10 protein-coding genes are annotated in these 12,158 nt (G+C 57.9%); 3 read left to right on the forward strand and 7 right to left on the reverse strand.

The genetic code is table 11. The annotated features are described in order from the left end of the window. Window positions 1-131 precede the first annotated feature (131 nt). Window positions 132-416, reverse strand: a complete 285-nt coding sequence (locus ABF824_RS09515; RefSeq protein WP_415488371.1) for a hypothetical protein — start codon at window positions 414-416, stop codon at window positions 132-134. Between the two features lie 66 nt (window positions 417-482). Next, window positions 483-2,327, reverse strand: coding sequence for an ABCB family ABC transporter ATP-binding protein/permease (locus ABF824_RS09520; protein ID WP_415488373.1), 1,845 nt, complete (start codon window positions 2,325-2,327; stop codon window positions 483-485). A 199-nt stretch (window positions 2,328-2,526) separates the two neighbouring features. Here ABF824_RS09520 and ABF824_RS09525 point away from each other — a divergent pair, with 199 nt between their 5' ends. Further along, the gene (locus ABF824_RS09525; RefSeq protein ID WP_415488375.1) at window positions 2,527-3,369 is read left to right on the forward strand and encodes an NUDIX domain-containing protein; all 843 of its coding nucleotides are present in this window, start codon (window positions 2,527-2,529) and stop codon (window positions 3,367-3,369) included. A gap of 20 nt (window positions 3,370-3,389) precedes the next feature. After that, window positions 3,390-3,800 (forward strand): DUF3574 domain-containing protein, encoded by a 411-nt coding sequence (locus ABF824_RS09530; protein WP_415488377.1) that lies wholly within the window; start codon window positions 3,390-3,392, stop codon window positions 3,798-3,800. Window positions 3,801-3,809: 9 nt separating this feature from the next. On the opposite strand, the gene ABF824_RS09535 is transcribed toward ABF824_RS09530, so the two are convergent. From ABF824_RS09535 to ABF824_RS09555, 5 genes are all read right to left on the reverse strand, one after another. Continuing rightward, window positions 3,810-5,354 (reverse strand): hypothetical protein, encoded by a 1,545-nt coding sequence (locus ABF824_RS09535; RefSeq protein WP_415488379.1) that lies wholly within the window; start codon window positions 5,352-5,354, stop codon window positions 3,810-3,812. 70 nt (window positions 5,355-5,424) lie between these two features. Next, window positions 5,425-6,588, reverse strand: a complete 1,164-nt coding sequence (locus tag ABF824_RS09540) for a bifunctional 2-C-methyl-D-erythritol 4-phosphate cytidylyltransferase/2-C-methyl-D-erythritol 2,4-cyclodiphosphate synthase (protein ID WP_415488393.1) — start codon at window positions 6,586-6,588, stop codon at window positions 5,425-5,427. Between the two features lie 73 nt (window positions 6,589-6,661). Beyond that, complete coding sequence (locus tag ABF824_RS09545; protein ID WP_415488381.1) at window positions 6,662-8,533, reverse strand: bifunctional 2',3'-cyclic-nucleotide 2'-phosphodiesterase/3'-nucleotidase; 1,872 nt, start codon at window positions 8,531-8,533, stop codon at window positions 6,662-6,664. Window positions 8,534-8,618: 85 nt separating this feature from the next. Continuing rightward, on the reverse strand, window positions 8,619-10,022 hold the full coding sequence (locus ABF824_RS09550) for a glutamate--cysteine ligase (protein ID WP_415488383.1): 1,404 nt from the start codon (window positions 10,020-10,022) through the stop codon (window positions 8,619-8,621). Between the two features lie 76 nt (window positions 10,023-10,098). Further along, window positions 10,099-10,863 carry a 16S rRNA (uracil(1498)-N(3))-methyltransferase gene (locus ABF824_RS09555; protein ID WP_415488385.1) on the reverse strand — a complete coding sequence of 255 codons (765 nt, stop codon included), beginning with the start codon at window positions 10,861-10,863 and terminating at the stop codon, window positions 10,099-10,101. 146 nt (window positions 10,864-11,009) lie between these two features. Here ABF824_RS09555 and ubiA point away from each other — a divergent pair, with 146 nt between their 5' ends. Further along, entirely contained in the window at window positions 11,010-11,936 is a 927-nt protein-coding gene (gene ubiA / locus ABF824_RS09560; RefSeq protein WP_415488387.1) for a 4-hydroxybenzoate octaprenyltransferase, read from the forward strand. Window positions 11,937-12,158: the final 222 nt, after the last annotated feature.

The raw sequence follows: 12,158 nt of genomic DNA on the forward strand, positions 1-12,158 counted from the left end.
CCTTACAATATGGCGCGGCTTATGACGGAGGCATCCGCCGTCGTCAAGCAAACAGTGGCAAAAAGCGGCTTTCCGGCCAATTTCCTGCCCGTAATTCACCTTTCTGCCACAGATTCCCCAGTAACGCTGCTTCAGGCGCTTCCGGAACGGCGGCTCTTCTCAGCCTCTTCCAGTTCACCGGAACGCACGCTCTGCACAGCGCTATCGAGAATGCGCAGAATCGTCTCACGATCCATCGTACGGGACAACAGACCAAGCGAGCCACCCAACAGGGCAGAGGCCACCGCCAGCGGCGCATGGTTTTCTTCCAGAAGATGATCGATGGCATGCTCAATCACCATCGCGCATTTGGTCAGTTCTTCGGAGACCTGCTCCATCTGGGGGTTGCCGCCCGGGGTCTCTGGCTTATCGGTCATTCGTCTTTTCCTTTTTCTGTGCCGCGCAGCAATCTGCCGTCGACAGTTTTATCGGTCGCGTCCTGTTCAGGAATCAGCAGAAACGGCTTGATCCGCTTCTTTTTCCTGCGTCTCCGACGAATCCTGAGCCGCCCACATGGCGGCGTAGAGGCCGTCCTGCGCGATCAGATCAGCATGACGTCCCCGTTCCTGCACACGTCCCTTTGCAAGAACCAGTATTTCGTCCGCTTCCACGATGGTGGAAAGCCTGTGCGCAATCACGACTGTGGTACGTTCAGCTGAGACAGCCCGTAACGCAGCCTGAATCTCGCGCTCCGTATGCGTGTCGAGTGCGCTTGTTGCCTCATCGAGAATGAGCAGTCGCGGATCCTTCAGGATCGTCCGCGCAATGGCGACACGCTGCTTTTCCCCACCCGAGAGCTTCAGGCCGCGTTCACCCACGCGCGTAGCGTAACCATCCGGCAACGAGAGGATAAAGTCATGAACCTGAGCAAGCTTGGCTGCCTGCTCGACTTCCTCCTGCGTGGCGCCCAGCCGTCCATAGGCGATGTTGTAGCCAATGGTGTCGTTGAACAGCACCGTATCCTGCGGCACGACGCCAATGGCATCGCGCAGGTCTTTCTGCCGGTAATCACGCACGTCATGACCGTCGATCAGCACCTTGCCTGACCATGTGTCGTAAAACCGGAACAGAAGACGGCTGATGGTGGATTTCCCTGCTCCCGTCGGCCCGACAATGGCGACGAGACCGCCCGGAGGCACCGAAAAGCTGACACCGTGGAGAATTTCCCGGTCCTTGCGATACCCGAAATGCACATCGTCAAACGCAACACTGGCTGGCGGCGCGTCACGCAGGTGCGCAGCAATCGGCAAGGGATGCGGAGGATCGGCCACTTCAACCTGCTCGTCCAGCAGTCCAAGCATGTGCTCCAGATCGACGAGAGAAGTCCGGATGGAGGAATAGATCGAACCGAGAAAGTTCAGCGGTGCGTAAAGCTGCTGCAAATACGTGTTGATCAGCACAAACTGACCGACAGTAAGACGGCCAGCCGCCACGTCATGCCCCGCCAGCAACATGACGAGCATGAGCGCCACACCGATGATTGCCGCCTGCCCGAAGTTCAGGGCACTCAGCGAATACTGCGTATGCACGGCCGCTCGAGCGTAACGCGTCTGGGCATCGCCATAACGCTTGGCTTCGTGCGTCTCGTTGCCAAAATATTTAACTGTTTCATAATTCAGCAGGCTGTCGAGCGCCTTGCCGGTTGCTTCACTGTTGATGTCGTTCATTCGCCGACGAATGCTGATCCGCCATGCCGTAAACGCGAGTGTGAACACCACATAGGCAATCACCGCTCCCAGCACGAGGCAGGCGTAACGCCAGTCGAACATGTGCCAGATCAGGCCGATAACGATGACGGCTTCCAGCATGGTGGGCACGATGACCAGCCCCATGCGCAGCAGCGTCTCCACGGCTTCCGTGCCGCGCTCAATCGCGCGGGTGACGCCCCCTGTCCGTCTGTCGAGATGGAATCGCAGGGAAAGGTCGTGCATGTGCTGGAAGCTGCTGAGCGCCGCATCCCGTGCAACGCGATACCGCACGGGCGCAAACACGGCATCACGCAGTTCGTTGAACGCGGAGGCCATCAGCCGCACAAGCCCATACCCGACGATGAGCATGACCGGCACGGTTGCGATGCTCACGGGAAGAGAAAGCTTGTCGATGACGCGGCTGTAAAACCATGGCACGGCAACCGTCGCCAGTTTCGCCGCAACAAGCAGCAGGGCAACGGCTGTCACACGCAGGCGGAGTTTGGGATCGTTACGCGGCCAAAGATAGGGCAGCAGACGGGACAGGGTGACGGCGACGGATTTATCCGAGGCCGTATTATTTTTCGGGGGCGGACTCATCGCCTCCGATGTGGCACGTCGCAGACGTTTTGCAACCCTGAAAGCCGGATAACGTGACCGTCGTGCAACATTGTCACACAGAACGCAGCCGCCTAAGGGTGAAAGACTGGAAATTTCAGCCAGAGCTTTTCGGATAGATCGTCATGCCCCTGCCTTCCCTGTTTTCCTCCCCTGTCGGACAAAACCCAAGGCGCTCATCATGAACGGTTTCATGCGTCATATCCGCGCCTGCAACACGGCGATATTGCCGGGACAACGACATGTGTTTCGTGTCGCAGGCGAGATTGTCGGCTATATCGATCCGCGCATTGCGACTGCGCTGAGTGACATGGGGCTGGCGAATGGGAACGAGTTTACGCTCGATGATCCTTCCCGTCTGGAAAGCATCGGAGCAGAGCTGGCGAGCATGGGCCTGTATCGCCCTCACGACGAATTGTTCGATGTGTGGGGCAAGGAGGGTGAGCCGCCACTGGGACGCATTGATCGTGGCGCCCTGCCCCTGTTTGGTTTCATTGGTGTCGGCGTCCATCTCAACGGACTGGTCCGCAAGGAAGATGGGCAGCATCTCTGGATAGGCCGCCGCGCGCGCGACAAGCGTCTTGATCCGGGCAAGCTGGATCATCTGGTTGCGGGCGGTGTGCCTGCGGGTCTCACACCGGAGCAGGCCATCATCAAGGAGGCGGAAGAAGAAGCCAGCCTGTCGCCAGATGTGATCCGGGACAATGCCAGACAGGTGGGAGTCATTCAGTACGCGCTCGATCGGCCTGAAGGGCTGAGGCGCGACCGCCTCATCTGTTATGATCTGCAACTCCCTGACAGCTTTCAGCCCATTCCCGCTGATGGCGAGGTTGAAGAATTCCTGCTGCTGCCCATCGCGGAAGTCTTTCAACTCGTAAAGAATACCGACGAGTTCAAGTTCAACGTCAATCTCGTGCTGATCGACCTGTTTCTTCGTGAAAGCCTGATCGATCCACATTCATCGGAAGGTCGGGCCTTACGGCAGGCATTACTGGGTTCAGAAAACGCACAAGCAGTTCCGTGAAATATGGGACTGTCGGGTCGATGATCTGCGTTGCAACCTTCTTTTCAGGATGCACCGCAGAGCAGTCCCCATCCCTGCGCCCTGCCCTTTGTGACGCTTTGAAAGCGCCCTCAACGGTACAAGTGACGCTGATGTTCGGTCTCAAGCGGCCCGATGGATCACCAATCACCAAAGAGGAATGGCAGGAATTCATGCGTAAAAACGTCACGCCGCGTTTTCCTGACGGGCTGACGATTGTTTCTGCGTCCGGACAATGGCGTGATCCACAAACCGGCCTTATCACCGAGGAACCATCGCAACTGGTCTGGATTGTTTCGCAGCAAACAGAAGGATTGGCCACACGGATAGAAGCGATCCGAACGGCCTACAAAACCCGATTCAAACAGCAGTCGGTGGGTGTCAGCATGGTATCGGGATGCGCGACGTTCTGACGCGGAGCATCACAACCCGTTATAGGTGAGAATTAGGAATCTTCCGAATTGCTTGCGGCTCACGGCTGGGCCAAATGTCCGTAACACGGCGTCTTCGTCAAACAGTTCAGAGGGCCTCGGGACAACTACAAAAAACGGCCGACCTTTCAGCACGCCGAAGCTGATGCGCTTATGGATATGCGTGAAAAGGGACAGCTTTCCTGATGCATCCGTCCCGACCGGCATTACAGTGAGATGCCCCCCTCTCTCTGCTTCAAGAATACCGGACATATTCCAACTACTGATGCCTATTGAAGGCTCTTCCCGCAGCAAAAAGTCCGACAGAGCCATATTTTCTCCAGACAGAAATCCGGGAGCCGGGCGGCCAATCCGGCCATAATCAGCAATGACTGTCATTGCCAACGCCAACATGGCGACAGAGACAGCCGCAGGCTTTCTGGCGCCCATCAACGATGCTGCAATGCTGAAACACGCCCAGAAAGGAAACAGATAGCGGACAGTTGCGATCGAAAATCCTTCTGTCGTCAAACGGTCGCTCACAAGCATGCTTGCGATATTTGCTCCTCCTGCAAGCAACAGGAACAGGACAAACGGATCTGATGGTGAAACCGTTTCCTGACGACCCTTGCGAAAGATCTGCACCAGAACAATGCCGCAGATGCCCAGCAGCACCAGACGAGCAAGTTGGGGCAGACTATCGGCAAGCTGCAGGCCAGAGGGGTCAGCACCAAAGGCAAGCAAGATATCGCGCAGAACCAGTGAACTGGTTGCCCCCACGTCGTTCCAGGCAACAAAACGGGGAAGCAGTGGCACCGTCACGAAACCACCTGTGACCTTGTTGAGCGCCAATGTCAGAGGAGCGAGAATCCCTGCGACTAGCGTTATCAGCACAAGAGTAAGCAGCCGTTTCGGCGAGGAGACCGACCTTTTTAATCCGATAGCGCAGCCTAGCAGAACAGGCAGCGTTCCACTCACCTGAAGCAGTGGATCACCGATTATGCCCAGCCATAAAAGAAGTCCGCTTGCCATGAGATGACGCCGCAGTCCGTTCTCTAGGAAACGTGCCGCGTGATGAAGCGCCCATAGGTTATAAAGAACCGTGCCAAGATGAATGGCTGACATCGTCACGAAATAGGCCGTCGCTGTCGTCAGCAAGGGGACGCCAAACAACGCAAGCACCAGCAGACTGCCACCCAGACACAGACGTCGCTCCGGAAGACGCAGGCGGACGAGCGCCAACGCCGAGGCCACCAGAGCCGTCCACATGAGTGCAGGCTGTAATTCCAGAAGAAAAGGACTGATCTCCGCGTGCCCCACCGCGCGGGCAATCAGCGAAAGAAACGCAGAAAGCGCCACATCCGATGTCCAGAAGTCCGGTGGCGTCAGAACCCAGTCGTGCAGCCGCCAGTTTCCGTGCGCCACATCGACGCCAGCGAAAAAATAGGAGGTCTGGTCAGTCGTGCGTTCCCAGAACCAGCAAGCATGAAACGCCACGGCACAAAAAAGCACCGCCAGAACAGTCCAGCCCATTATGCGCCATGGAAAAAGACGCATGCACCGGCCGACAAAACGCGCACTGTCGGCCGGAAGCTTACGCGCTGGATTTCCTGTCATATGACCAGAATTAAGGGACGAGGACGGTCGCCGTCGCCGTGCAGGCGATCCCTTCCTCACGCCCCGTAAAGCCCAGTCGCTCGGACGTAGTGGCTTTCACCGAAATCCGATCGACATCGACCTGAAGCAATGAGGCCAGACGTTCGCGCATCGCCTGTGCGTGCGGGCCGATCTTCGGGCGCTCACAGATCAGGGTCAGATCGGCGTTGACCAGCATGCCCCCCTTCTTGCGGATCAGTTCACCCGCATGGACAAGGAAGCGGGCGCTATCGGCGTCCTTCCACTCGTTCTTACTGGGTGGGAAGTGACGACCAATATCCCCTTCGGCCAACGCACCGTAAATGGCGTCGCAGAGCGCATGGATGCCGACATCCGCGTCCGAATGACCGGCAAGGCCGCGATCGTACGGGATATTGATACCGCACATGATAAGCGGACGGCCTTCCTCAAAGGCGTGGACATCGTAGCCGAAGCCGGTGCGGGGAAGCAGGGTGGGGCCAATCAGGCGTTCGAGGCGCACCAGATCCTCCTCATAGGTCAGCTTGATGTTGTCTTCGGAACCGGGTGTGAGCGCCACGCTGAAACCGGCGGATTCGAGCAGCAGGGCGTCGTCAGTGGCCGTGGAATCGCCGGATGTTTCAGCAGCACGATGCAAGTCGAGCAGAATGGTGAAACGGAAGCCCTGCGGCGTCTGGGCACGGAACAGATCCTTGCGCGACACTGTGTCCGTGATAACGCCACCTTCGCCACGCTTGAGCGTATCAGCGACCGGCACAGCCGGAATGGCACCCGGATGTTCTTCCAGCGCCTTGAGCACACCTTCGATCACGGAGGCGGTCACATAGGGCCGAGCACCGTCATGCACCAGCACGACGTCGGGCCGCTCGGATTCTGGCAGGGCGGCCAGCGCCTCGAGACCCGCACGGACACTGTCCTGACGCTCCTTGCCACCCGCGACAGGCGACAGGGTCGTCATGCCGTCCAGCGCTTCGGTCAGCGATGCGACATCACCGACGGGCTGGATCAGCGCGACATGAGGGGCCAGCGCCTCGGCGGCATGGCGAATGACAGGGCGACCGGCAAGCGAGATGAACTGCTTGGCGGTGGTGGAGCCGGTTGCGGCGGCGTAACGGCTGCCGGTCCCGGCCGCGAGAAGAATGGCGGCGACACGCATGATGGCGCAGGAATGGGCGGAGGCGCGGCGCACGTCAAGCCGGGAGTTTCATCGAAAGCGAACTGCTGCCGTGTCAGAGATGCGCACCCAATGTCACCGCATAACGCAGACCCTCTTCCGAACAGCGGGAAATATATCGGAGATCGGCACGCGACGCGGCGGCGACCTCCGCCGCCAGAGGCAAATCGATATAGGCTTCTGCGGCCGCCTGCGCGAAACGCCACCCCTCGGAAACAACGGGGCTGATCGTACCGTGCTCCTTGACGTAATCGAAAAGAATCTCCCGATTCTGCTTTCGGGTGGTGAGCAGCACATGATCCGCTCCCGTGCCGGGGAAATGACCACCCCCAAATGCCCGATAATTGTTCGTGACAATGACAAAATCCTGTCCGGGCTTCACAAGAACCCCATCCAGTCGCAGATCCCTGATCCGGTGGGCCTCTGGAGAAATGAGCATTCCCTGTGGCGAATAACGTCGGGGCTGCGTCACATCGACGGTATAGGTCAGAGGACCGGAGAGAGAACCGCCATCAATTTCGTCAAAAGTGTAAACAGGACAGTGGGGATCGAGCAGAGGCAGATCTTGCGGCGCATCGACTTTGTTGAAGATCGCCACAGCCCGCTCCAGCCACTCGTGCAATTCAGCACCAGTGCAGCGCACGATGCTTAGCGTATTGGCGAACGGATAGATGCAGGCCAGATTCCGAACCGTGAGCGGCCCTTGCGGAATATCGACAAACATATCCGTCGCCATGCAGCCCGCATGAAACGGCGAAGCAGCAGAAAGCAGTGGGATACCTGACCACGAGCTGCGTTCCTGAATGGCGGACGCAAAAGACAGTTGCGCCGCGTTGACAAGGGAAAGGCACGGGTCCGGCCCCAGAAACGTGAACCAGTTTTGCAAAGGCGCGGATGTGCGACCAAGCGCTTCATCCATCCATGAGACGGTCGCCTCATGCTCGGGGCGGACGATCTCTACGATCATTCGATCTTCGGGCGCTGGCGCCCCGTTGTCAGGACAGACCGGACGCACATCCGTCTGAAAATTTTCGCATATCCAGCCGGTAGCCGTGTTGCGCAAAGTCAGATCGATCACACCGAGATGGCTGCCCCAAAAACCGGGCATCACGGCCGGCTTGCCATGCAGGCATCCTTCCCTGTCATTCACGCCTGACAGATTCTCATGCCCCGGCCCGGGAAAAACGTGGTGTGTATGACCGAGCAGTAGCACATCGATTTCGGAAAGTTCAGCCAGATAGAGAGCCGCGTTTTCCTCTCCTCCGCGGCGCTCTGCCGCTGATATGCCGCAATGACACAGAGCGATCAGCAGGTCACACTGCGCCCGCACCTCCGGCAGAACGGTACGCGCAGCCTCCACCATATCGGTTACAATCAGTTGGTCGGTGAGATAGAGCGCGTCCCACACCATGATCTGCGGTGGAAGGAAAGCAACAACACCGATCCTGATGGACTGTATCGTCCCGTTTTCATCAACCATCGCCCGTTTCAGAATGGTTGATCGCAGCGCAAACGGTCTGCCGTCCATCCATGTCACATTGCTGCACACAACGGGAAAATCGGCTTTTGTCAGGGCGCTCTGAAGAAAGGGTAGACCATAATTGAATTCGTGATTACCCAGCGCGACGGCATCATAACCAAGGCTGTTCATGGCCCGGATCATCGGGTGTGCGTCGGCGTCTTTCGCACGGGACGCCACGAAATCGCCCATTGGCGATCCCTGAAATGCGTCACCGTTGTCAAAAAGCAGGCTGTTGGTCGATTCTTCCCGAGCCTGATGGATGAGTGAAGCAACGCGGCTCAATCCATGCCGCGGTTCTTCCTGCCCCCTGTAGTAATCCCATCCACAAAGGAACATGTGGAGGTCGGACGTCTCCATGATGCGCAACCGTAAGAGGGCACCCTGAGTTACCGCGTTTGTCTCCACATTGACTCCGTGTCGTTCCGTAACGTCATTCCATTACACGAGAGTGTTATGTCTGAATGAAGATTCTGCAAAACGTTCCAGAGAATCAGACCTCTGCTTCCATCAGGATACGCTTCACATCTCCAGCCCACGGCCCATTATAGCGTTCAAGCCACCGCTCTGCCTGTGTCGGCGCGCCTACCGCGAGCGCCTGAAGTGGTGCGAGGAAAATGGTTTCGTCCCGGTCCAGTTCATCACGAACATTACGGGCACGCAGCCCTTGCGTCGCGATTTCCACCATCCGCGACGCCAGATCACGGACCGTTCCCGAACCGAAAGGTGTGTTGAGCGCCCGCGCCGGAACGTCTCCCCTCAGAACGCGATATTCGTCCCAACTATTTTCACGCACCAGCTTCTCGGCTGCCGCCAGAGCCGCGTCGTCATAAAGAAGCCCAACCCACAGAGCCGACTGAGCCAGCATCATCTCGGCTGAACCTGCATCCGCTCCCCGCATTTCGAGAAAGCGTTTGAGGCGAACGTCGGGGAAGAGCGTGGTCAGATGATCTTCAAAATCACCAATGGTCGGGGTCAGCCCCTCGAGGCCGTCCTGACGATCACCGGCCATCCACGCCCGGAAAGAACGGCCGGACACATCAATAAGGCGCTCATTCCGCACAACGAAATACATCGGGACATCGAGCGCCCATTCGACATATTTCTCAAAACCGAAATCATCCTCAAAACAGACGGCGGGCATGCCTGAACGCGCATTGTCGGTGTCCGTCCAGACACGCGCGCGGTTGGAAAGCCAGCCATTCGGCTTGCCTTCATAAAAAGGCGAATTCGCGAAAAGTGCGGTCGCCACGGGCTGAAGCGCCAGTGAGACCCGCATCTTGCGGACCATGTCACTTTCAGAAGCAAAATCCAGATTCACCTGCACCGTGCACGTGCGCTGCATCATATCGAGACCCATCGTGCCAACTTTCGGCATATAGGACCGCATGATGGCGTAGCGACTTTTCGGCATCCACGGCAGGTCTGCGCGTGTCGCAAATGGGTGGAATCCAAGCGGAGCAAAACCCAGCCCCAATGGCTGCGCGGCCTTGCGAGTGGCTTCGAAATGGCGCTCAAGCTCTTCGGCTGCCTCGTGAAGGCTGATGAGCGGAGCCCCCGAAAGCTCGAACTGCCCGGCGGGTTCAAGAGAAATGGCGCCTCCCTTGTTGGAGCCTTCGCCTTTCAGCCCAATCAAGGCCGGACCGTCGGTAATCGGGGTCCAGTCGCCTTCCGCCTCTACGTTGCCAAGAAGTGCGCCAATGCCGTTATGGTCATAGTCGGGCGAAGTAAAAGCAGGTCGCTGAGCCGTCGCTGCGTCCGGACGCACAAAACCAAATTTCTCGTGCTCGGTGCCGATGCGCCAGAACTCACGCGGTTTGTTGCCGGATTCCAGCACATCCACCAGGTCACGGATCGAATGGATAGGACGCGCATCCTGCTCAGCGGGATTGGACATCGGGCTTCAGTTTTCCCTACACGGCAGCGGCCCTCGAAGAGCGGACATAAATCCGCCCTTTAAGGGCACCACGACCTCAGACGTTTCGAAGCTGGGAATCGAACAGGGCAAGCCCGGCGGCGACCGCAGTCTCGGCGCGCAGAACCCTGTTTCCCAGAGTGATGGGTGTAACAAAGGGTCGGGCAAGCGTAACGTCAAGCTCCGCCGGGCTGAATCCCCCTTCAGGCCCGATCAGAAGACCATCGCCCGCCTGTGCGCCCGCGAATGTGCCACGCGCCCCACTTTCGGCGGTTTTCCGCGACTCATGCATTTCAGCAAGTCGTTCTACAGCCATAAAAAGACGATTTCCGGCAGGCCATGCCCCCAGAAATTCGGTCAGTCGCTGTGGCGTCTCGATGACGGGTACAGCAAGGCGTTCACACTGCTCCGTTGCTTCGGTCGCAATCGATTCGAGACGATCTTCGTTGACCCTCTGCCCTACGGTCCGCTCCGTGATCAGGGGGACAAACCGGGTGACCCCCAATTCCGTCCCCATACGAATGACGAGATCCGTGGCATCCCGTTTCAAAAGCGCGAAGGCAAGCACCGCACCGTATTCCGGTTCGGGAACTCGCAGCCGCTCAATAAGTGTGAACTGCCCCTTGTCCTTCCTGACAGAGGCGATGCGAGCCAGCCACTCCCCATCCCGCTCATTGAAAATGCGGACTTCATCGCCTTCGCCGCGCCGCAGAACGAGTCCCAGATACCGCGCCTGATCGGGCATCATGGGAATGGTGACATCCGGGCCGCACGCCGTCTCCGGATAAAGATACAGACGCGGCAATGTGTGATGAGCAGACATGAGCCGGAGAACTTTCGAACGATCTGGTGACAGCAGGCAGGATCACGGCACGCAGGGCATTGACCGGAATGGTCTGCGTCCGCATCAATCAGCGCGGTTTCGGCGGGAAAGGCCCGCCGGTCAAGTCCAGTCCGGAGAGAGCAGCAGTGTCAGGCACATCCACCCCGCATACGGATATCCGCAGTACCGGGTGGATCTCACATCTCCCAGCCCCACTCCGCCCCTACGCCCTTTTGGCCCGCCTCGACCGGCCGATCGGCACATGGCTCCTTTTTCTTCCCGGAGCATGGGGCATTCTTCTTGCGGAGCCTCATGGTGGAGTTCCTCCGCTCGAACGCGTGCGCCTTCTTGTATTGTTCGCCATTGGTAGTCTGGTCATGCGTTCCGCAGGCTGTGTCGTTAATGACATGTGGGACCGGGACATTGACCGACAGGTGGCTCGGACTGCCGCGCGTCCCCTCGCCGCTGGCACGCTTCGGATGCGGCACGCGGCGATTTTCCTGATTGTCCTGCTGGCAATCGGCTTCACCATTCTGCTGCAACTCAACACGACAGCGCAGATACTGGGTGCCAGCTCTCTTATTCTGGTAGGGCTGTATCCACTCGCCAAACGTTTCACCTGGTGGCCGCAACTGGTGATGGGTTTCACCTTCGGTTTCGGCGCGCCCATGGGATACGCCGCCGTTACAGGCTTCTGTGACCGCGTCCAGCTCACTCTTTATGCGGCCACCATCTTCTGGCAGCTCGGTTTCGATACCATCTATGGCTTTCAGGATATGGAAGATGATGCGCGGATTGGCGTGAAATCCACTTCACGCCTCTGGCAGGGACAAGCGCGCACCTTCGTAGGAGCCTGTTACACGATGAGCGGACTGGCTCTTCTCCTCGCAGGCTATCTCGCCCGGACCGGCATCGGTTTCTATCCAGCGGCGCTCCTCTGCGTCGGCTGGCTTCTTTGGCAGGCTTCAACAGTCAATCCACAGAAACCGGAGCTTTGTCTCGCACAATTCCGTGCAAACCGGGGCATTGGAATAGGAGTCGCCCTAGCTTGCCTGCTGGGTCTCATGACATGAGACACGAAAATGACGATTCTGGAAAAAATATGGCGATCTGACCGACTGCTCGGCTTTTTCAGAGGCAGTTCGAGAGTTCCATGCGAAGTCGTTATTTTTTATTGTTTTTTACATAAAAAAGTAACGACTTCCGATCCAGTAAAAATGACGACCAAATAAGTCTGATATTTCAACATTCTACAAAATCATCACGCTTTTCAGACCTGACTATCAGACTAAAAC

The sequence above is a fragment of the Acetobacter sp. genome (genome assembly GCF_047721705.1).
In the GTDB taxonomy this organism is placed as follows: Bacteria; Pseudomonadota; Alphaproteobacteria; order Acetobacterales; family Acetobacteraceae; genus Acetobacter.

Bases quoted from the DNA above. Each gene is read 5' to 3' on its own strand.
- ABF824_RS09515 (WP_415488371.1), bottom strand. From the start codon at position 416: ATGACCGATAAGCCAGAGACCCCGGGCGGCAACCCCCAGATGGAGCAG.
- ABF824_RS09520 (WP_415488373.1), bottom strand. From the start codon at position 2,327: ATGAGTCCGCCCCCGAAAAATAATACGGCCTCGGATAAATCCGTCGCC.
- ABF824_RS09525 (WP_415488375.1), top strand. From the start codon at position 2,527: ATGAACGGTTTCATGCGTCATATCCGCGCCTGCAACACGGCGATATTG.
- ABF824_RS09530 (WP_415488377.1), top strand. From the start codon at position 3,390: ATGATCTGCGTTGCAACCTTCTTTTCAGGATGCACCGCAGAGCAGTCC.
- ABF824_RS09535 (WP_415488379.1), bottom strand. From the start codon at position 5,354: ATGCGTCTTTTTCCATGGCGCATAATGGGCTGGACTGTTCTGGCGGTG.
- ABF824_RS09540 (WP_415488393.1), bottom strand. From the start codon at position 6,588: ATGCGTGTCGCCGCCATTCTTCTCGCGGCCGGGACCGGCAGCCGTTAC.
- ABF824_RS09550 (WP_415488383.1), bottom strand. From the start codon at position 10,022: ATGTCCAATCCCGCTGAGCAGGATGCGCGTCCTATCCATTCGATCCGT.
- ABF824_RS09555 (WP_415488385.1), bottom strand. From the start codon at position 10,863: ATGTCTGCTCATCACACATTGCCGCGTCTGTATCTTTATCCGGAGACG.